Annotated in this window: 16 protein-coding genes; 7 read left to right on the top strand and 9 right to left on the bottom strand. The window is 69.8% G+C overall.

Features of this window, described 5'->3' with window-relative positions; genetic code table 11:
* Positions 1-2: 2 nt before the first annotated feature.
* Positions 3-1,412: an N-acetylglucosamine/diacetylchitobiose ABC transporter substrate-binding protein gene (gene ngcE, locus ACIO3S_RS06110; RefSeq protein ID WP_160025197.1), complete on the bottom strand. Its 1,410-nt coding sequence runs from the start codon at positions 1,410-1,412 to the stop codon at positions 3-5.
* A gap of 51 nt (positions 1,413-1,463) precedes the next feature.
* Positions 1,464-2,225 carry an SIS domain-containing protein gene (locus ACIO3S_RS06105; RefSeq protein ID WP_350844873.1) on the bottom strand — a complete coding sequence of 254 codons (762 nt, stop codon included), beginning with the start codon at positions 2,223-2,225 and terminating at the stop codon, positions 1,464-1,466.
* A 112-nt stretch (positions 2,226-2,337) separates the two neighbouring features.
* On the opposite strand from ACIO3S_RS06105, the gene ACIO3S_RS06100 reads away from it, so the two are divergent.
* Entirely contained in the window at positions 2,338-3,300 is a 963-nt protein-coding gene (locus tag ACIO3S_RS06100; protein WP_400460555.1) for an N-acetylglucosamine kinase, read from the top strand.
* A 58-nt stretch (positions 3,301-3,358) separates the two neighbouring features.
* On the top strand, positions 3,359-5,110 hold the full coding sequence (locus tag ACIO3S_RS06095; protein WP_400461066.1) for an acetyl/propionyl/methylcrotonyl-CoA carboxylase subunit alpha: 1,752 nt from the start codon (positions 3,359-3,361) through the stop codon (positions 5,108-5,110).
* A 168-nt stretch (positions 5,111-5,278) separates the two neighbouring features.
* Here the strand turns inward: ACIO3S_RS06095 and ACIO3S_RS06090 are convergent, their stop codons facing one another.
* Positions 5,279-5,974 carry a TetR/AcrR family transcriptional regulator gene (locus ACIO3S_RS06090; RefSeq protein WP_400460553.1) on the bottom strand — a complete coding sequence of 232 codons (696 nt, stop codon included), beginning with the start codon at positions 5,972-5,974 and terminating at the stop codon, positions 5,279-5,281.
* Between the two features lie 150 nt (positions 5,975-6,124).
* On the opposite strand from ACIO3S_RS06090, the gene ACIO3S_RS06085 reads away from it, so the two are divergent.
* Entirely contained in the window at positions 6,125-7,054 is a 930-nt protein-coding gene (locus ACIO3S_RS06085) for an NAD-dependent epimerase/dehydratase family protein (protein WP_400460551.1), read from the top strand.
* Positions 7,055-7,065: 11 nt separating this feature from the next.
* Here ACIO3S_RS06085 and ACIO3S_RS06080 read toward each other — a convergent pair whose 3' ends face one another.
* Together ACIO3S_RS06080 and ACIO3S_RS06075 are read right to left on the bottom strand one after the other, a co-directional pair.
* Positions 7,066-7,854, bottom strand: coding sequence for a 3-hydroxybutyrate dehydrogenase (locus ACIO3S_RS06080; protein WP_400460549.1), 789 nt, complete (start codon positions 7,852-7,854; stop codon positions 7,066-7,068).
* Positions 7,851-9,233: an MFS transporter gene (locus tag ACIO3S_RS06075; protein WP_400460547.1), complete on the bottom strand. Its 1,383-nt coding sequence runs from the start codon at positions 9,231-9,233 to the stop codon at positions 7,851-7,853. The genes ACIO3S_RS06080 and ACIO3S_RS06075 overlap by 4 nt, the downstream gene beginning before the upstream one ends.
* Positions 9,234-9,326: 93 nt before the next feature.
* Between ACIO3S_RS06075 and ACIO3S_RS06070 the strand changes: the two genes are divergently transcribed.
* From ACIO3S_RS06070 to ACIO3S_RS06060, 3 genes are all read left to right on the top strand, one after another.
* A complete protein-coding gene (locus tag ACIO3S_RS06070) occupies positions 9,327-10,235 on the top strand; it encodes a LysR family transcriptional regulator (protein WP_400460545.1) in 909 nt (302 codons plus the stop codon).
* Positions 10,236-10,329: 94 nt separating this feature from the next.
* The gene (locus ACIO3S_RS06065) at positions 10,330-11,496 is read left to right on the top strand and encodes a hypothetical protein (RefSeq protein ID WP_400460543.1); all 1,167 of its coding nucleotides are present in this window, start codon (positions 10,330-10,332) and stop codon (positions 11,494-11,496) included.
* A complete protein-coding gene (locus ACIO3S_RS06060) occupies positions 11,496-12,179 on the top strand; it encodes a hypothetical protein (protein ID WP_400460541.1) in 684 nt (227 codons plus the stop codon). The genes ACIO3S_RS06065 and ACIO3S_RS06060 overlap by 1 nt, the downstream gene beginning before the upstream one ends.
* On the opposite strand, the gene ACIO3S_RS06055 is transcribed toward ACIO3S_RS06060, so the two are convergent.
* Complete coding sequence (locus ACIO3S_RS06055) at positions 12,169-13,089, bottom strand: hypothetical protein (protein WP_400460539.1); 921 nt, start codon at positions 13,087-13,089, stop codon at positions 12,169-12,171. The two genes, ACIO3S_RS06060 and ACIO3S_RS06055, sit on opposite strands and share 11 nt — an antisense overlap.
* A 139-nt stretch (positions 13,090-13,228) precedes the next feature.
* Here ACIO3S_RS06055 and ACIO3S_RS06050 point away from each other — a divergent pair, with 139 nt between their 5' ends.
* Positions 13,229-16,606 (top strand): pyruvate carboxylase, encoded by a 3,378-nt coding sequence (locus ACIO3S_RS06050; protein ID WP_400460537.1) that lies wholly within the window; start codon positions 13,229-13,231, stop codon positions 16,604-16,606.
* 96 nt (positions 16,607-16,702) lie between these two features.
* Here the strand turns inward: ACIO3S_RS06050 and erm are convergent, their stop codons facing one another.
* The 3 genes from erm to ACIO3S_RS06035 all read right to left on the bottom strand — a co-directional run bounded on the left by erm (position 16,703) and on the right by ACIO3S_RS06035 (position 19,699).
* Positions 16,703-17,461 carry a 23S ribosomal RNA methyltransferase Erm gene (gene erm / locus ACIO3S_RS06045; protein ID WP_400460535.1) on the bottom strand — a complete coding sequence of 253 codons (759 nt, stop codon included), beginning with the start codon at positions 17,459-17,461 and terminating at the stop codon, positions 16,703-16,705.
* A 258-nt stretch (positions 17,462-17,719) separates the two neighbouring features.
* A complete protein-coding gene (locus ACIO3S_RS06040) occupies positions 17,720-19,120 on the bottom strand; it encodes an NAD(P)H-quinone dehydrogenase (RefSeq protein ID WP_400460534.1) in 1,401 nt (466 codons plus the stop codon).
* A gap of 36 nt (positions 19,121-19,156) precedes the next feature.
* Complete coding sequence (locus ACIO3S_RS06035) at positions 19,157-19,699, bottom strand: DinB family protein (RefSeq protein ID WP_400460532.1); 543 nt, start codon at positions 19,697-19,699, stop codon at positions 19,157-19,159.
* Between the last annotated feature and the right edge of the window lie 42 nt (positions 19,700-19,741).

Here is a 19,741-nt window from a genome sequence, read left to right as displayed (position 1 = left end):
TGTCAGGAAACCTTGAGCTTCTCGATCGATGAGTCGTCGGCGACCTTGTCGAAGATGCCCTGGACTGCCTTGGTCAGGCCCTTGACGTCGAGGTCGCCGGAGAGGAACGAGTTCCACACGACGAGCTCGTCGGCGTTGGTGCCGTAGTAGTCGTAGAACTGGAAGTTGAAGGTGTTCTCACCAGCGGCGTCGAGCATCGCGCTCTGCGACTTCAGCGCCGCGGAGCCGAACCCGTCGGCAGGGATGGTGTCCTTGACGATGGTCGGCGCGAGCTTCGTCTTGGCGAAGTTGGTCGCGGCCTCCTTCGACAGCATGGCGCGGAGGATCTCCTTGCCACCGGCCGGGTTCTTCGCCTTGCTCGGGACGATGAACGCCTCGCCGGCCGCGGCACGGACGGCCTCGTACGGCAGCGCGGGGCTGTCGCTGAGGACGAACTCCGGGATGCCGGTCATCTCGAAGCCTTCCTTGGTGGCGTCCTTCATCTCGTTCTCGATCCAGCCGCCGCTCGGGTAGAGGAGCGCCTGCTGGTCGTTGGACCACTTGGCCTGCGCGGCGGTGAACTGGGTGCCGGCGCCGCCCGGGATGAACATGTCCTGGCTGACCATCTCGCCGAGCTTGCCCAGGATGTCCTGGATGACCTGGTGGGACCAGATGCCCTTCTCGAGGTTCTCGAGGCCGAGGCGCACCTCGTCGCCGCCCTCCTTGGCCGCCGAGTCGATCACCAGGGTGCGGTAGTAGGTCGCCGCCTCCTTGCCCCAGGTCCAGAGGTACTTCTTCTTGGCCTTGGCCTTGGCACCCAGGTCGAGCGCCTCGTCCCAGGTCTTCGGCGCGGTCCAGCCGTTCTCCTCGAAGAGCGAGGCGGAGTACCACACGCCGTAGAGGGTCATGACGTAGTTGATCGCCACGAACCGGTCGCTGTAGGTGCCGGGGACCTTGACGTTCGGGTAGAGGGTGTCCTCGATCTTGACGCCCTCGTAGCTGTCGGCCTCGAAGACGTCGTCGAGCTCCTCGAGCTGGGCGGCGATCGAGCTGAAGCCGATCAGGTCCGCACCCGAGTTGTCGATCAGGTCCGGGGGCGTACCGCCGACGAAGCGCGGCTGCAGCTCCGTGGCGATCTTGGTGGTGGCGCTGACCTTGAGGTCGGCGTCAGCGAACTCCTTGCCGACGATGCCGGCAGCGAACTCGACGTAGTCGTAGCCGTAGCCACCGTCGAAGATCACTGCGTCGACGGTGCCGTCCTTGGGCATGCCGAACGGGTTCGACGCGGACTTGGTGCCACCGCCGGAGTTGTCGGTGTCGCTACCGGGCGCGCCACACGCGGCGAGCGCTCCAGAGAACGACACGAGCGCCGCGCCGGCGAGGGTGCCGCGCAGAAGGGTCCGGCGGTCGAGCCGGTGAAGCTGCTGGGACATCGTGCTGCCTTCTTTCGGGTGGTTTCCTCGTTACTTCTTCATTACGGGTGTTCAGGCCATGCTTCCGATGCGTTCGCCGTAGCGAGCCTTCAACGCATCGTTGTGCTCATCGCCACCCGGGATATTGGCGGAGAGGTAGAGGGGCGGGGTCTCGCCTGTCTCCTCGATCCTCGCGGCGGTGGCGAGGGTCAGGAGCTGGGCGATGTAGGCCGCCGTGATGGAGGAGACGGCACCGGCGAGCACGCCGCCGTCGCCGACCGGGACGGTGGCATCGCCGAACGGAGCCAGGTTGTCGATCACCACGTCGGCGATCTCGGCCAGGCGCTTGCCGCTGGGGTGCTTGGGGGTGACCGCGTTGGTGTGCTCGAGGCTGGTCACAGCGATCACCGTGTGGCCCTCCTCCTTCGCCCGCAGCGCGATGCCGACGATCGAGCCGTTGACACCGGAGTTGGACGCGATCAGGAAGACGTCCTCCGGGTGGAACTCGTGGAGCTCCCAGAGCTCGTTGGCGATGTTGGTGTCACGCTCGAGGAGGCCGCCCTTGAGATCGCTCGCCGGCCGGTCGCCCTTGAGGACCGTGTCACGCAGAGCGATGGCGTGGGTGGGGATCAGACCACCGGCCCGTCCGGCGATCTCCATCGCGAACGCCTGCGAGTGGCCGGTGCCGAACGCCTGCAGCACACCGCCGTTCCGGATGCTGCCGACCATCGCCTCGACCGCCTTGTCGAGGCCACCGGATTGCGCCATCGACTGCAGCTCGGACAGGCGTGTGCGAACCTGCTCATCGAAGGCTCCGAACACGTCTCTGGTCAATTAGTCCACCCACCTAGCAAACTCCGGCCGCGACCGTATGTCGAGGCCTGCGCTCGAAAACTATTTGGAGAGAGTACGCCTGGCAATGGTTTTCTGTTACGAAACGGTGTCAATGAATGACAACTACTTGGGACTCGACGCGGGAGGCACCAGCACTCGCGCCGTCGTGGTCACCTCAGACGGCCGATGCACAGGCATCGGCAAGGCCGGCAGCGGCAACCCGACCTCGGCCGGTGTCGACGCTGCCACGACGGCGATCCGGGCGGCGGTGACACAGGCTGTGACCTCCGCAAATGCCGGTCAGCTCGCCGGCGCGGCCTTGGCGGTGGCGGGGGCGGGCGACGCCGGCCACCGGGCCGCGATCGTGGCCGCTCTCTCCGACCTGGTCGCGGTGGAGCCGGTCTTCGACTTCGATGTGCTGGCCGCGTACTTCTCGGGGACGGCGGCGTCGGACGGCTATGTGCTGCTCTCTGGCACGGGGGCGTCGGCGGTGCGGGTCGAGGACGGCCGGCTCGCGGGGATCTCGGACGGACTGGGCTGGCTGCTCGGGGACGTCGGGTCGGGCTTCTGGCTGGGCCGAGAGGTCGTACGTGCCGGGTTGGCGCCGCTCGACGGGCGCGGCGCCACGACGGTGCTGACCGGCCTGCTGCTCGACCGGCTCGGCACCGTCCGGGACGAACGGCCACAAGGCGGACGGACCGGGACCCTCGTCGCGGCGACGGCGGCGCTCTACGCGATGCCGCCGCTGCGGCTGGCCGACTTCGCCTCGCTCGTCTTCACCGCGGCGGATGCCGGTGACGAGGTTGCCGCGGGCATCCTCGACCGGGCGGCCGCGGGGCTGGCGGAGACGCTGGCGGCGGTGCGTACGCCTGATGTCGAGGGACCGTTGGTCGCGGCTGGGAGCGTCCTGGCCCGGCAGCCCGACTTCGCCGCGCGGGTCGCTCCCGGGGCGGTCGTGGCGACCGACGGCCTGGCCGGGGCGGCCGTGCTGTCCCTGCGGCATGCGGGCGTGCTCGTCGACGACGCCGTGTACCGTCGAGTAACCTCCTCGCTTGCTCAGCTCAGCGAGGTGTGACAATCGTTACGACGGAATCCAAGCAGTCACGATCGAGGAGTTCTCGTTGAGCAAGCCATTGACCAAGGTGCTGATCGCCAACCGCGGTGAGATCGCGGTTCGAGTGATCCGTGCATGCAAGGACGCCGGGATCGGGTCGGTCGCGATCTATGCCGAGCCCGACCGTGACGCGCTGTTCGTGCGGCTGGCCGATGAGTCCTACGCCCTCGGTGGCGCGACCCCGGCGGAGTCGTATCTCTCGATCGAGAAGATCCTCGACGTCGCGGCCCGTTCGGGTGCGGACTCGGTCCACCCCGGCTACGGGTTCTTGGCCGAGAACGCCGACTTCGCGCAGGCGGTGATCGAGGCCGGGTTGACCTGGATCGGTCCCTCGCCGGAGGCCATCGATGCGCTGGGTGACAAGGCCAAGGCCAAGCAGATCGCTTTGAAGGCAGGGGCGCCGTTGGCGCCGGGGCTCAAGGACCCGGTCAAGGACGCGACCGAGATCGTCGACTTCGCCCAGGAGCACGGCCTGCCGGTCGCGATCAAGGCCGTCTTCGGGGGCGGTGGCCGCGGCCTCAAGGTCGCCCGGACCCTGGAGGAGATCCCCGACCTGTACGAGTCCGCGGTCCGCGAGGCCGTGGGTGCGTTCGGGCGGGGTGAGTGTCTGGTGGAGAAGTTTCTCGACAAGCCGCGTCACGTCGAGACCCAGTGCCTGGCCGATACCCACGGCAACGTGGTGGTGGTCTCCACCCGGGACTGCTCGCTGCAGCGGCGCCACCAGAAGCTGGTCGAGGAAGCCCCCGCCCCGTTCCTGACCGAGGAACAGAACAAACGCCTCTATGAGTCCTCCAAGGCCATCTTGCGCGAAGCCGGCTACGTCGGCGCCGGAACCTGTGAGTTCCTCGTCGCCGCCGACGGCACCATCTCCTTCCTCGAGGTCAACACCCGCCTCCAGGTCGAACACTGCGTCTCCGAGGAAGTCACCGGCCTCGACCTGGTCCGAGAGATGTTCCGCATCGCCGCCGGCGAAGAACTCGGCTACGACGACCCCGAGGTCCGCGGCCACTCCATCGAATACCGCATCAACGCCGAAGACGGCGGCAACAACTTCATGCCCGCCCCCGGCACCCTCACCGAATGGGCACCCCCGGCCGGACCCGGCGTCCGCCTCGACGGCGGCTACGAGAAGGGCGAGACCATCCCGGGCGCCTTCGACTCCCTCATCGCCAAACTCATCATCACCGGCACCACCCGCGAACAAGCCCTCGAGCGTTCACGTCGCGCCCTGGCCGAGTTCAAGGTCGACGGCATGCCCACCGTCATCCCCTTCCACCAGGCCGTCGTGAACGACCCCGCCTACACCGCCGCCAATGGGTCCTTCGACGTCTACACCACCTGGATCGAGACCGACTTCGACAACCAGATCACCCCCTATGCCGGTGCTATCGGCGAGGCCGAGGAGACCGGCGAACGCCAGACCGTCGTGGTCGAGGTCGGCGGCAAACGCCTCAACGTCTCCCTGCCCGCCGGCCTCGGCGGCCTCACCACCGGCGCCGGTGCCGGTGCGGCGAAGAAGCCCAAACGGTCGGCCAAGAAGACCGGAGCAGCCGCCTCCGGCGACTCGGTCACCTCCCCCATGCAGGGCACCATCGTCAAGATCGCCGTCGACGAAGGCCAAGAGGTCGCCGAAGGCGACGTCGTCGTGGTCATCGAAGCCATGAAGATGGAACAACCCCTCAAAGCCCACAAGGCCGGCACCATCACCGGCCTGAACGCCACCGTGGGCGAGACCGTCACCAACGGCGCCGTCATCGCCGAGATCAAGTAGCTCGTCCGGGCTGTTCCTTCGTCAAGGTATGCAGCAGAAGGGTCACCGCCCGAGCGAGCTTGGGCGGCGGCCGTTCACCGAGGTACCTCGGTCAGCGGCCGCTTCCCGCGCGGAACTCCACGAAGTCAGTGCACGCTCACCGAGTTACCTCGGTGAGCATCCCGCGCGTCACAACCCGAGCTCGTCGGCCAGCGTTGCCAGATGGAGCTCGAAGAGCGCGGCGGGGTCGCCGAAGCTGTCGGGGCCGAACTGGCCGAAAACCTCGAAGCTGACGCGGCCGAAGAGGCTCGTCCAGACGAGTACGCCGCGGGTGAGGCAAGCGTCGGGCAGGTCGAGGCCGAGCTGGTCACGGATGCCCTGGAGTCCCGTGGCGAGAGCGGGTGAGATCTCCCCCGGCTCCTCGGGCACGCTCAGTCGACCGGCCGCCATGGCGCCGGCGGCCAGGCGCAGCATCGCGGTCGGGACGCGGGTGCCGGGCACGCTGGTGCGCTCGTCCGGCGCGGCGTAACCGGGGACGGGGGACCCGAAGAGCAGGGCGTACGTCGCCGGCTCGGCGAGCGCCCAGGTCCTGACCGCTCGGCCGAGCGCCACGAACTGGGCGCGATAGTCGTCCCCAGGGGCCGAGGCGACGGCGGCGTCGGCAGCGTCGCCCAGCTCGTCGTACCCGGAGACGAGGAGGAGGGTCAGCAGCTCGTCGCGGTTCTTCACGTAGCGGTAGACCGCCGAGGAGACCACTCCGAGATCGCGGGCGACCGCGCGCAGCGAGAGCGCGGCTGCACCGTGGATCGCCAGGTGCTCGCGGCCGATCCGGACGATCTCGTCCATGGTCTGCGCCCGCGCCCGTTCGCGTGGAGTGCCTGTCATGGCGTCATCGTGCCCTCCTTTCGAGAGCGATGTCAACAAAAGTGAGCACTGCTCTTGCTTTCTGAGCAGCAGCGCGCCACACTCATTCCGAGAGCAGTGCTCTCCTTTCCGAGTCAACCGGCTCGACCAACCGAATCAACGGAGACAGTCATGAACAGCACCTACCTCGTCATCGGCGCCGGCCCCGTCGGCGCGACCATCGCCCAGCAGCTCGCCGCCCGCGGGGATCGCGTACGCCTCCTCACCCGCTCCGGCAGCGGCCCGGTGCACGCGAGCATCGAGCGGCTCCGCGGCGATGCCACGGATCTCGACACCGTCACCCAGGCGGCCGCGGGCGTGAGCGCCGTCTTCCACTGCATGCACGGCAGCGCGTACGCCGCCGACACCTGGCGCACCGAGCTCCCGCGGGCCGAGAAGGTCGTGCTCGAGGCCGCCGGACGAGCCGGTGCCGTGGTCGTCTTCCCGGAGAGCCTCTACGCCTACGGCCACGTCACCGGGCCGATGACCGAGCAGACGCCGCGCAACGCCGACTTCGGCAAGCCCGCAGTGCGGGTCGAGCTGCTCCGCTCCCGCGACGCCTCACCGACCCCGACCGTCAGCGTCGCGGCCTCGGACTTCTACGGTCCGCTGGTGCGTACCGCCCACGCCGGCGAGCGGATGGTGCCGACGGTCCTCGCCGGCCGCACCATGCGCGTCCTCGGCGACCCGGACGCGCCCCACTCCTGGACGTACGTTCCCGACCTGGGCGCCGCGATGATCCGGGCGGCCGACGAGGAGGGCCTGTGGAACTCCTTCCTGCACGCGCCCACCGCACCCGCCATCTCCCAGCGTGCGCTCGTCCAGCTCTATGCCGACGTGGCCGGGGTCGCCGCGCCCCGGGTCGGCCGCATCCCCACCTGGACGATGAAGGCGATCGGCACCGTGCACTCCGGCACCCGGGAGCTGGCCGAGATGGTCTACCAGTTCGACAAGCCGTTCGTGCTGGACTCCTCGGCCAGCGAGTCCCTGCTCGGCCTGGCCCCCACCCCGCTCGAGACCGGGGCCAAGGCGACGGTGGACTGGTGGCGTACGCAGGCCTGAGCGAGGTGGGGCTACCGGGCGCTCCAGCCGCCGTCGATGGCCCACGAGGCGCCGGAGACCATCGAGGCGTCCGGTCCGGTGAGCCAGCCGACCAGGGAGCCGACCTCCTCCGGCTCGACCAGCCGCTTCACCGCAACGTCCTGCAGGAGCACCTGCTCGACCACCTCGGAGGCCGGGACGCCGTGCACCTCGGCCTGGTCGGCGATCTGCTTCTCCACCAGCGGCGTACGCACGTAGCCCGGGTTGATGCAGACGCTGGTCACCCCGTGCGGGCCGCCCTCGAGGGCGGTCACCTTCGAGAGTCCCTCCAGGCCGTGCTTGGCCGAGACGTAGGCGCTCTTGAACGGGGAGGCGACCAGGCCGTGCACGGAGGAGATGTTGACGATGCGACCCCAGCCGTTGGCGTACATGTGCGGCAAAGCGGCCCTGACCAGCAGGAACGGAGCGACGAGCATGATCGAGTGGATCCTGCGGAAGTCGTCGGGGTCGAACTTCTCGATCGGGCTGACCCGCTGGATGCCGGCGTTGTTGACCAGGATGTCGACCTCCAGGGTGAGGTCGTCAAGCTCCTCGGTCGCGGTCAGGTCCACCACCCACGCCTCGCCGCCGATCTCCTCGGCAAGGGCATGGGCGGCGTCGCCGGCCACGTCGGCGACGACGACCCGCGCGCCCCGGGCGGCGAGCTCGCGGACCACCGCCGCGCCGATCCCCGAGGCACCGCCGGTGACAAGGGCGCGGCGGCCCCGCAGCGTACGTCCGGAATCGACTGACGCAGACGGGGCCGTCGTCGCTGAGCTCACGCCGGGCTCACCTCGCGCTCAGCACGCTCGGCGTCGGCACGGTCCAGGGCCCGCAGCGAGGTGCCCTTGGTCTCCTTGAGGGTGAGCACGACCAGGCCGGTGATGATGCCGGCCACGGCGAGGTAGATCGCGGTGTTGGTCCAGGTGCCGGTGTCCTTGAGCCAGGCGATGGCCAGCAGCGGCGCGAGCGAGCCGGCGAAGATCGAGGTCACCTGGTAGGAGATCGAGATGCCGGAGTAGCGCATCCGGGTCGGGAACATCTCGGCCATGATCGCGGGCTGCGTGGAGTACATCAGCGCGTGGATGGCAAGGCCGGCGATCAGCGCCGCCACGATGGCGAGGTTGTTCTTGGTGTCGAGCATCGGGAACGCCCAGAAGCCCCAGGTCGCGCCGAGCACAGCACCCACCAGGTAGACCGGCTTGCGGCCCACGCCATCGGCGATCCGGCCGACGGCGAGGATGAAGAAGAAGTGGCAGGCGTGCGCGACCGCGATCAGGCCGAGCAGCGCGCCCTGGTCCATCTTCTGGTCCTCGACCAGGTAGACGATCGAGAAGGACACCACCAGGTAGTACATGATGTTCTCCGCGAATCGCAGGCCCATGCCCTTGAGCACGCCCAGCGGGTAGCGACGGAGCACCTCGAAGACGCCGTAACCGGTCGAGGCGGACTCGGTCTGCTCCGCCTTCGCCTCCTCGAAGATCGGCGAGTCGGTCACCGAGCGGCGGATGAAGTAGCCGACGACGACCACCACTGCCGAGAGCCAGAACGCGACCCGCCAGCCCCACGCCAGGAAGGCGGCGTCGGAGAGCGCGAGGGTCATCACGGTGAGCACCAGCGTGGCGAGCAGGTTGCCCACCGGCACCGCGGCCTGCGGCCAGGCGGCCCAGGTCGCGCGCCTGTCGTCGGGGGCGTGCTCGGCGACCAGCAGGACGGCACCGCCCCACTCACCGCCCAGGGCGAGGCCCTGCACGAACCGCAGAACCACCAGCGCGATCGGCGCGGCGAGGCCGATCTGGTTGTACGTCGGCAGGCAGCCCATCAGCACGGTGGCGACACCGATCAGCATGATGGTCAGCTGCAGCGTGTACTTGCGGCCGAGGCGGTCGCCGATGTGGCCGAAGACGACGCCGCCCAGGGGGCGGGCGACGAACCCGATGGCGTACGTCACGAAGGCGGCGATGATCGCGTCGTAGGCGTTGCCGGTGGCCGGCATGATCACCTTGGCGAAGACCAGCGCCGAGGCGGTGGCGTAGAGGAAGAAGTCGTACCACTCCACGACGGTGCCGGCCATGGAGGCCGCCACGGTCCTGCGGAGCAGGCTCTGCTCGTCGACTGGGTCGTTGGGGGCGGCGGTGGCGCCCGGCTGTGTCGAGGTCATGGTTGGGAGTGTGACAGCGGTCATAATGTGCTTGCAACGCGCATGTTGGCACACGGTGTGAACGAAAATGCACATCATCGGTACTCTGGCCCGATGGCCACCTCCCCATCGACACCACCCTCCGCCGACCAGCTGCTGGTGCTGCTGGAGGTGGCGCGCAGCGGCCGTTTCACCACCGCCGCCCGCTCGCTGGGCCTGACCCACACGACGGTCAGCCGCAACATCTCCGCCCTCGAGCGTGCCCTCGGCGGCCGGGTCCTGGTGCGCGGCTCCGACGGCTGGGCGCTGACCGCTCTCGGTGAGCGCGCGGCGCGTGCCGCCGAGGGAGTCGCCGAGTCGCTGGCCAGGCTGGCGGCCGACGAGCCGGCCGACCCGGTGGCCGGCGTGGTGCGGATGTCGACGACCGACGGTTTCGCTGCATACATCGCCTCGCCGGCGGTGGCCGCACTGCGGCAGGACCATCCCGAGCTCTCGGTCGAGATCGTCACCGTGACCCGGCAGGCGGCGCAGCACCGCTCCGGTGTCGACATCGAGGTGGTCGTCGGCGAGCCGGCGGTGAACCGCGGCCGGGCGATGCACCTGGGTGAGTACGAGCTCGGCCTCTACGCCTCACCCGGCTATCTCGAGCGTCACGGTGCTCCCGCCACGATCGAGGAGGCCGTACGCCACCGCCTGGTCTACTTCGTCGACTCGATGCTCCAGGTCGACGACCTCGACCTCCCCCGGCGCCTGCTGCCCGGCATCCGCGACGCGGTCACCTCGACGAACGTCTTCGTCCACGTCGAGGCGACCAGGGCCGGCGCCGGTCTGGGCCTGCTGCCCTGCTTCATGGCCGACCGGCACCCCGACCTCGTCCGGATGCTGCACGAGGACATCCACCAGCGGCTGCCCTACTGGGCGGTCGTGCATCCCGAGTCCTGGCGGCGGCCCGCCGTGGCCGCCGTCGTGGGCGGTCTGCGGGAGCAGATGGCGGAACAGCGAGACGCACTGATCGGCCGGTGACGCCCCGCGGATTCGTTGGTACCGGCCCGGCGCCGGATGCCTGATCCTGGCCCCATGCTCCGCCGTTCCGCCGACCATCAGCGACAATTCACGGGTGCCACACTCGACTCGGGCAGCCGCCGTGCGTCTGGTGGCATTCTTCGTGGCCGGGATGCGGCTGGCGACCCTCGCGCAGATGGCGCCGTCGCTGCTCGCGGCGATGCCCGCGCTGTCCCGTGCCGACCACCCCTGGCTGACCGGGGCCAGCTGGATCCTCGCGGCCGTCATGCTCGTCGGCATCGCGGCGATCACCCTGGTCACCCGGCGTCCGCCGGGAGTGCCGTACGCCGTGATCGACGTCGCCGTCGCCGTGGCGCTGCTGATCGTGGGCCTGTGGACGGTCCCCGTGGAGCTGCGTACGGGCACCTGGGTGGGGTTCCAGCTGGGCTATGCGCTGTGCGTGTCCTGCGGGCTCTCGGCCGTACGCTCGCGGTGGCTGTGGATGTTCCTGCTCGCCTCGTTGGCGGTGGCCGAGGTGGTCTACATCGCGCCGACCGTGAACGGGCCGGCCGATCTCACCCTCGCAGTGAGCACCTGCCTGACGCTCTTGGTGCTCGGGCCGCTGGCCTGGTTCGGCTGTCAGACGATCGTGCGGATCGGGACGGAGGCCGATGAGGCGCGGCGCTATGCCGCCGAAGCGGCCAAAGCCGAGGAGGAGCGTCGTGCCCGGCTCGCCATCCACAACGGCACCGCGATGATGCGGCTGCTCGTGGAGACCGACACCGCCGACGGCAACGGCGCGCTGCGGTCGCAGGCCGAGGTCGAGCTCAACCGGATGCGCGCCTATCTGAGCGGTCAGACCCCGCCGCCGGTGAGCGAGGCGACCAACCTGGCGGCGGTGGCCACCGCCGTCGGCGCGGAGTTCGACGACCTCCCGATCACGGTGGTCGCCGACCTCGCCCAGGACATCGCGCTCCCGCGGGGTCTCGCCGACGACCTGGCCGCGGCGCTGCGCAGCCTGCTCCTCAACGTACGCCAGCACGCGCGGGCGGGCCGGGTCGTCCTGCACGCCGCCGAGGACGAGGACGGCACCGGCTGGGAGGTCACGCTGCACGACGACGGCATCGGCTTCGACACCTCCGCGACCGACTACGGAGTCGGGCTGCGCGAGGTGGTCGTCGAGCAGCTCGCGCGCTCGGGCGTCGACGTCCAGATCAACAGCATCCGCGACCTCGGTACCACGGTCACGCTGGCGCAGACGACCGCAGCGGAGGTGCCGTGATGTCTGCCGTGACCTCCGGGCCGCGCTTCAGCCACGTGGACGACGCGACGGCGATGCGCGCCTCGCTGAGCCTGCTCCTGCCGGATCTCACCTTCGTGTCCAGTCATGGATCCGTCGAGGATCTGCTGACGGCGATGCCGGAGGCCGACGTGGTGATCCTCGACCTCCACCTCGCCAACACCGGCCAGCCCGACGCCTCGCAGGGCACCACCGCCATCCGGCGCATCGTCGAGGCCGGCTACCGGGTCTGCGTCTACTCCCAGGAGGAGCGCCGGTTCGTGCTCGCTGCCTGCCTCGCCGCCGGGGCGACCGGCGTGGTCTCGAAGGCGGCCTCGCTGGCCGAGGCAGAGGCGGCGTTCCGCGCGGTCGCCGCCGATGAGCCGGTGATCCCCCCGGATATCACCGGCCTCATCGAGGTCCTCGTACGCCGCCGCAGCATCACCGTCCTCACGCCGAGGCAACGCGAGGTCCTCGCCCACCGCGCCCGCGGACTGACGTACGCCGAGATGAGCCGGTCGATGTACCTGTCCGAGTCGACCTTGCGCGGCTACTGGATGGAGCTGGCCCAGCTGGTCTCGCAGTATCTGCGTGAGACCTCGCCCGGCGACATCGAGCACGCCCTCGGGCTGCGCCCGGGGGACCTGCTCGACCTCTGGCCGGGACGAGGGTCCACTAGCTGCTGATCCCGCTCCACTTCCACGAACCGTCGGTGCCGACCCGGGTCGAGGCCGAGAAGGTCGTGCTGTGCCCGATCCCGCTGCTCTGACGGATGCGCACCGCGTTGCCGGTCGTCGGGTTGATCAGGACGATGTCCTTGGCCGCGACCGCGCCGTCGGCGTCGTAGCAGTTGTGCACCGACATGTAGCGCCAGCCGGTGCCGAGGCTGCGGACGACGTACTTCTTCGCCTCCGCCGGACGGTCGGGACGTACGACGATCTGCTCGAGCTTGTTGGTGCTCGGGTTGATCGAGTAGAGGAGGTTGTACATCACCCCGTTGTGGCTCGTCCACACGCCTGCGACGGTCGTCGTGCTCGGCAGGGTGACCGGCAGGTTCGTGACCGTGCCGAGGCGGGTGCCCGCACTGGAGTACGAGAGCGCGGTCTGCTGCACGACGCCGGAGGTGGTGACGCTGTAGACCGCGGTCGTCGGGCCGTTCACGACCTTCTTGGGGCTCCAGCCGGTCACCGCGGAGCCGTTGGTGCGGTAGAGCTGCGCGGACTTCGTCTCGGTCAGCACGGACTGACCGATGGTCCCACCGATCGTCACCGTCCGGCCGGTGCCGTCGGTGCCGGGCACGATGTAGCTGGTCTTCCAGGTGGTCTCGTCACCGGCGCCGCCGATCTCGATCCACGCCCGCGGCGACCAGCTGACCGTGCCGGCGCTGCGATAGTTGCCGGTCACCGTGCTGTTCTTGATGGAGCGCTTGCGGATGTAGCCGCCCGCCTTGCCGTTGATCGAGCCGGAGCAGTTCACGGTGCCGGCCGCGGCGGCCGGCGAACTCGCCGCTCCGAGCGCGGTGAGCGATCCGGCCAGCAGGGCTGAGCCCGCGAGGGCGACGAGAGCTGAGCGACGCCGACGAATCATGGTTTTCATTCCGCCGACGGTATCGACGCGAGCCGTCGCGCGGTCCCAACGAATCCGCACACTTCGCGCAGGCCCCCGCTGTCCACCAACTGAAAGGAAACGTCCCATAACCTGGGACGACCCGCTTCGGATGGGTAGCGTGACCGCCATGTTCAAGAAGGTGTTGGTTGCCAACCGCGGCGAGATCGCGATCCGAGCTTTCCGTGCGGGCTTCGAGCTCGGGGCGAAAACAGTCGCCGTATTTCCCTACGAGGACCGGGGCTCAGAGCACCGGCTGAAGGCCGACGAGGCCTACCAGATCGGAGAGCTCGGTCACCCGATCCGGGCCTATCTCGATCCAGACGCGATCGTCGAGGTCGCCAAGCAGAGCGGCGCGGACGCGATCTACCCCGGCTACGGGTTCCTCTCCGAGAACCCGGCGCTGGCCGAGGCCTGCGCCCAGGCGGGGATCACGTTCATCGGGCCCTCGGCGGAGGTCCTCACGCTCACCGGCAACAAGGCCACCGCCATCGCGGCGGCCAAGGCTGCCGGCGTACCGACTCTGCAGTCGGTCGAGCCGTCCACCGATGTCGACGCGCTCGTCTCCGCCGCCTCCGTCCTGCCCTACCCGCTGTTCGTGAAGGCGGTCGCGGGTGGCGGTGGTCGCGGGATGCGACGGGTCGATGACCCCGACAAGCTGCGCGAGGCGGTCGAGACCTGCATGCGCGAGGGCGAGGCGGCCTTCGGCGACCCGACCGTCTTCATCGAGCAGGCCGTGGTCGAGCCGCGTCACATCGAGGTGCAGATCCTCGCCGACGGCGAGGGCAACGTCATCCACCTCTTCGAGCGGGACTGCTCGGTACAGCGCCGCCACCAGAAGGTCGTGGAGATCGCTCCCGCGCCCAATCTCGACCCTGAGCTGCGCGAACGCATCTGCGCGGACGCGGTGCGGTTCGCCAAGGAGATCGGCTACTCCTGTGCCGGCACCGTCGAGTTCCTGCTCGACCCCGCGGGCAACTACGTCTTCATCGAGATGAACCCGCGCATCCAGGTCGAGCACACCGTGACCGAGGAGGTCACCGACGTCGACCTGGTCCGCTCGCAGATGCGGATCGCTTCCGGCGAGACGCTGGCCGACCTGGGGCTGACCCAGGACTCCGTGCAGTTGCGCGGCGCGGCGATGCAGTGCCGTATCACCACCGAGGACCCCGCCAACAACTTCCGCCCCGACACGGGCATGATCACCACCTACCGCTCCCCCGGCGGTGCCGGGATCCGGGTCGACGGCGGCACGACGTACGCCGGGGCCGAGGTCTCGCCCCACTTCGACTCGATGCTCGCCAAGCTCACCTGTCGCGGGCGCACCTTCGAGGACGCCGTCACCCGGGCCCGGCGGGCCGTGGCGGAGTTCCGCATCCGCGGGGTCGCGACGAACATCCCGTTCCTGCAGGCGCTGCTCGACGACCCCGACTTCATCTCGGGCTCGATCACGACCTCGTTCATCGAGACCCACCCGCAGCTGCTGACCGCGCGGGCATCCGGTGACCGCGGCACCAAGCTGCTCACCTACCTCGCCGACGTGACCGTCAACCAGCCGCACGGCGCCGCGCCGGTCTCGCTCCACCCGGTCGAGAAGCTGCCGAAGCTCGACCTGTCGGTGGCTCCGCCGGCGGGCTCTCGCGACCTGCTTCGCGAGCTCGGGCCGGAGGGCTTCGCTGCCGCGCTGCGCTCCCAGGAGCCGGTCGCGGTCACCGACACCACTTTCCGCGACGCCCACCAGTCGCTGCTGGCGACCCGGGTCCGCACCACCGACCTGCTCGGTGTCGCCGGCCATGTCGCCCGGCTGACGCCGCAGCTGTGGTCGATGGAGGCCTGGGGCGGGGCGACGTACGACGTGGCTCTCCGCTTCCTCTCCGAGGACCCGTGGGAGCGGCTGGCGCACCTGCGTGAGGCGATCCCGAACATCAACCTGCAGATGCTGCTGCGCGGTCGCAACACGGTGGGCTACACGCCCTACCCGACCGAGGTCACCGATGCGTTCGTCTCGGAGGCTGCCGAGACCGGGATCGACGTGTTCCGGATCTTCGACGCGCTCAACGACGTGTCCCAGATGCGGCCGGCGATCGACGCGGTGCGGGCGACCGGGACCTCCGTCGCCGAGGTGGCGCTCTGCTACACCGGCGACCTCTCCTCCCCCGACGAGAAGCTCTACACGCTCGACTACTACCTGCGGCTGGCCGAGGAGATCGTCTCGGCCGGGGCGCACGTGCTGGCGATCAAGGACATGGCCGGACTGCTGCGGGCGCCTGCCGCGCGCACCCTGGTCACCGCGCTCCGGGAGCGGTTCGACCTGCCGGTGCACCTGCACACCCACGACACCGCGGGTGGCCAGCTGGCAACGCTGACCGCCGCGATCGAGGCCGGGGTCGACGCCGTCGACGCTGCGACCGCGTCGATGGCCGGCACCACCTCCCAGCCGCCGCTCTCCTCGCTGGTGGCGGCAACCGACCACACCCCGCGTGCCACCGGCCTGTCGTTGGCGGCGGTCAACTCGCTCGAGCCCTACTGGGAGGCCGTACGCCGCGTCTACGCGCCGTTCGAGTCCGGGCTGCCCGCGCCGACCGGCCGGGTCTACCGTCACGAGATCCCGGGCGGCCAGCTCTCCAACCTGCGCCAGCAGGCGATCGCGCTCGGGCTGGGCGAGAAGTTCGAGCAGATCGAGGACATGTACGCCGCGGCCAACCAGATCCTCGGCCGCGTCCCCAAGGTCACGCCTTCGTCCAAGGTCATCGGCGACCTGGCGCTGTCGCTGGTCGCCGCTGGTGCCGACCCGGCTGCGTTCGAGGCCGACCCGGCCGCGTACGACATCCCGGCCTCGGTCATCGGGTTCCTCAACGGAGAGCTCGGTGACCCGCCGGGCGGCTGGCCCGAGCCGTTCCGCAGCAAGGCGACCGCGGGACGCACCTGGAAGGCGCCGTCGCCGACGCTGTCTGCCGAGGACGCCGCCGGGCTCGCCTCCGACCGTCGTGGGACGCTCAACCGGCTGCTCTTCCCCGGACCGACGAAGGACTTCACCGAGGCCCGCTCGAAGTGGGGCGACGTGTCGGTGATCTCGACGCTCGACTACCTCTATGGCCTGCGCGAGGGCGAGGAGCACATCGTCGAGCTCTCCGAGGGCAAGACGGTCATCTTCGGGCTCACCGCCGTCTCCGAGCCCGACGAGCGCGGCATCCGCACCGTCATGGCCACCATCAACGGCCACCTGCGTCCGATCGGAGTACGTGACCGGTCCGTCGCCGCGGAGGTCGCCGCCGCCGAGAAGGCCGACCCCGCCGTTCCCGGCCAGGTCGCAGCGCCGTTCCAGGGCGTCGTGACCATCTCGGTCGCGGCCGGTGAGTCGGTCAAGGCCGGCGACACCGTCGCCACCATCGAGGCCATGAAGATGGAGGCCGCCATCACCGCGCCCGTCGACGGCACCGTCTCCCGGCTCGCCTTCTCCGGCACCCAGGCCGTCGACGGCGGCGACCTGGTGCTCGTCCTCGGCTGAGCCGAGACGTCAGCCGCGTCGGCCGAAGCGTCGCTGCGGCAGGCCGAGATGGCACCTAGGTGCCATCTCGGCCTGCGCGAGTGACGTCTGGGCAGGTCAGACCGCTGCGTACGCCGCGACCCAGTCCTCCGCACGCAGGTCCCGCGGCAGCACCGGGGCCTGAGACCGCCGGCGCCGCTGAGCGATCTGGTTGGCGAGACGAGCGGGGACACCGTTGCGGCGCAGGATCTCGGCAACCCCGCGGCCTCGGCTGCTGAAGACCTTCGCCACCCAGGACTGGAAGTCGCGGACGTCCGTGTCCGGGAGCAGCGGCTCACGACGGCGGTCGATCAGCAGCAGCCCGCCGTCGACGTTCGGCCGCGGTCGGAAGGCGGACGACGGCACCCGGCGGTCGAGGGTGAAGGTGAACCACGGCCACCACTGCGCGGTGAGCTGGGTCGTACCGCCGACGCCCGCGCGCTTGCGGGCGACCTCCCACTGGGTGAGGAGTACGGCATGGCGCCACGTCGTCGAGGCGAGCAGGTGGCGCAGGACCGGTGTGGTCAGGTGGAACGGGACGTTGGAGACGACGACCGCGTCCTGCGGTGGCGCGTGACGCAGGATGTCGCCCTCGGCGATACACACGTGCGGACCGATCCGTCGGCGCAGCTCGGCGGCTCGGCGAGAGTCGATCTCGACCCCCTCCAGCGGACGACCCAGTTCGGACAGCGCCAGGGTGACGGCGCCGTTGCCGGTGCCCCACTCGACCAGCGGACCCGGCCGCTGCGAGACGAGATGGACGATGCGGTCGAGTACCGACCTGTCGGTGAGAAAGTTCTGGCCGAGCTCGTGCCGGCCAGGGCGTACGTCGGGCATGGATGCTCCTCGAGACAGAAGGAGCCGGGCGGCCTGCGGGTAGCACTCGGAGCCGCCCGGCAGGGTTGCCAGGTGGCGGCGCGAATGCGACGAGTGCTTCGGTGGGATCCGCGCCGTCAGCGGCGGCGGATCCGGACGAACATCGTCATGCAGCAGTTACCCATGGCGCTCACGCTAGCGAAGCCGTGGCGCTGCTCGCACACCGTTTTCGGGTGCCTTCTCGGCCGACGCAAGTGACGTCTCGGCCGACGTAAGTGACTACTCGACGTGGTGGAGGCGGCGGGCGACCTCGGCGGTGGAGCCGGAGATCGAGGGGTAGACGGTGAAGGTGTTGGCGATCTGGTCGACGGTGAGCCCGGTGGAGACGGCGAGCGTGATGGGGTGGATGAGCTCCGAGGCGCGCGGGCCGACGACGACGCCGCCGATGACGACGCCGGTGCCGGGGCGGGAGATGAGCTTGACGAAGCCGTCGGTGATGCCCTGCATCTTGGCTCGCGCATTGCCCTTGAGGTCGAGTCGCAGGGTGTCGGCGACGACCTCGCCCGAGTCGACCTGAGCCTGCGAGTAGCCGACCGTGGCGATCTCCGGGGAGGTGAAGACGTTGGCCGCGACCTCCTTGAGGTCCATCGGGATGACCGCGTCGCCGAGGAAGTGGCGCATCGCGATCCGGCCGGCCATGGCGGCCGTCGAGGCGAGCATGAAGCCGCCGGTGCAGTCGCCCGCTGCGTACACGCCGTAGGCGGAGGTACGCGACACCTTGTCGGTGCGGATGAAACCGCCCTCGTCGAGCTCGATGCCGGCCTCCTCCAGGCCCAGGCCCTCGGTGTTGGGGATCGAGCCCAGCGCGAGGATGCAGTGGCTGCCGGTGACCTCGCGGCCGTCGGTCAGCTTGACGGTGACGACGTCGCCGGAGCGGGTCACCGACTCCATCCGCGACTTGCTGAGGATGTTCATCCCCTGCCGCTCGAGTACGTCCTGCAGGACCGTCGCCGCATCCGCGTCCTCGCCGGGGAGAACCCGATCGCGCGACGAGACCAGGGTGACCTGGGAGCCGAGGTTGAGGTAGGCGTTGGCGAACTCCACGCCCGTGACACCCGAGCCCACGACGATCATGTGCGAGGGCAGCTCGTCGAGGTCGTAGACCTGCTCCCAGGTCAGGATCCGCTCGCCGTCGGGCTGTGCGGTGGGCAGCACCCGCGGCCGGGCGCCGGTGGCGATGAGGACCGCGTCGTTCTCGATCGCCTCCTCGGTTCCGTCCTGGGCCCGGGTCGCGATCACCTGACGCTTGTCGGCGTCGATGCGCCCGGTGCCCTTGACGATGCGGATCCCGCGGCGGGTCAGCCGGCTCTCGATGTCGCTCGACTGCGCGAGCGCGAGCGACTTGACCCGCTTGTTGACGACCCCGAGGTCGGCGTAGAGCTCGGTGGCCGGGTCACCCTGGTGATCGCGGAAGTGGATGCCCAGGTCGCGGGCGAGCGTCATGTCCGACATCAGCTCGGAGGTGGCGATCAGGGTCTTGCTCGGCACGCAGTCGGTGAGCACCGCGCTGCCACCGAGGCCGTCACGGTCGACGACCGTGACCTCCGCCCCGAGCTGCTGCGCGACCAGCGCCGCCTCGTATCCGCCTGGACCCCCACCAATGATCGTCACCCGCGCCATGGGCCGCATTCTTCCACGCCCCCTGGAGCGACAGAGTCAGCCCATCGTCTTCTGACCGTCGATGGTCTCCCGGATGATGTCGGCGTGACCGGCATGCTGGGCGGTCTCGGCCAGGATGTGGGTGAGGACGCGACGGTTGGACCAGCGGCCACCCGGCTCGAACCACGGCGCCTCGGGAAGCGCGTGGTCCGCGTCCAGATCGACCGTGCGGATCAGCTCGTCGGTGGCCGCGGCCACGTCCTCGTACGCCTCGAGCACGCCCGCCAGCGTCTCGTGCTCGGCGAGCACGAAGTCGGCGGCGAACTCGGCGTACTTCTCCGGGGTGAGCTCCTGCGCCACCGCGCCACGGACGATGAAGTCGGCCCAGCCCCGCTCGCAGGCTGACACGTGCTTGACCAGGCCGCCGAGGCTGAGCGCGGAGGCGGTCGGGGTGAGCCGGGCCTGGTCGTCGGTCAGGTTGCGGACGGCGTAGCGCAGGAAGCCGCGGTGCTTGGCCAGGGTCTCGAGCAGGTCGGAGCGCTCACGGGACAGGGTGGCGGTGGCGCTGGTCTTCACGGCGCTGGCGGCGGTTGCGGTCATGACATGGACTCCTTGGTGGTGTTTCCCTCTGACACCACCAAC

Origin of the sequence: Nocardioides sp. NPDC087217 (assembly GCF_044744805.1) — a bacterium.
Taxonomy (GTDB): Bacteria; Actinomycetota; Actinomycetes; order Propionibacteriales; family Nocardioidaceae; genus Nocardioides.
Note: the sequence above shows the minus strand (reverse complement) of the source record. Positions and strands in the feature narration are given on the sequence as shown.

Coding starts and splice junctions, on each gene's coding strand:
- ngcE (WP_160025197.1), bottom strand. CDS start 1,412: ATGTCCCAGCAGCTTCACCGGCTCGACCGCCGGACCCTTCTGCGCGGC.
- ACIO3S_RS06100 (WP_400460555.1), top strand. CDS start 2,338: ATGAATGACAACTACTTGGGACTCGACGCGGGAGGCACCAGCACTCGC.
- ACIO3S_RS06090 (WP_400460553.1), bottom strand. CDS start 5,974: ATGACAGGCACTCCACGCGAACGGGCGCGGGCGCAGACCATGGACGAG.
- ACIO3S_RS06085 (WP_400460551.1), top strand. CDS start 6,125: ATGAACAGCACCTACCTCGTCATCGGCGCCGGCCCCGTCGGCGCGACC.
- ACIO3S_RS06075 (WP_400460547.1), bottom strand. CDS start 9,233: ATGACCTCGACACAGCCGGGCGCCACCGCCGCCCCCAACGACCCAGTC.
- ACIO3S_RS06070 (WP_400460545.1), top strand. CDS start 9,327: ATGGCCACCTCCCCATCGACACCACCCTCCGCCGACCAGCTGCTGGTG.
- ACIO3S_RS06060 (WP_400460541.1), top strand. CDS start 11,496: ATGTCTGCCGTGACCTCCGGGCCGCGCTTCAGCCACGTGGACGACGCG.
- ACIO3S_RS06055 (WP_400460539.1), bottom strand. CDS start 13,089: ATGAAAACCATGATTCGTCGGCGTCGCTCAGCTCTCGTCGCCCTCGCG.
- ACIO3S_RS06050 (WP_400460537.1), top strand. CDS start 13,229: ATGTTCAAGAAGGTGTTGGTTGCCAACCGCGGCGAGATCGCGATCCGA.
- erm (WP_400460535.1), bottom strand. CDS start 17,461: ATGCCCGACGTACGCCCTGGCCGGCACGAGCTCGGCCAGAACTTTCTC.
- ACIO3S_RS06040 (WP_400460534.1), bottom strand. CDS start 19,120: ATGGCGCGGGTGACGATCATTGGTGGGGGTCCAGGCGGATACGAGGCG.
- ACIO3S_RS06035 (WP_400460532.1), bottom strand. CDS start 19,699: ATGACCGCAACCGCCGCCAGCGCCGTGAAGACCAGCGCCACCGCCACC.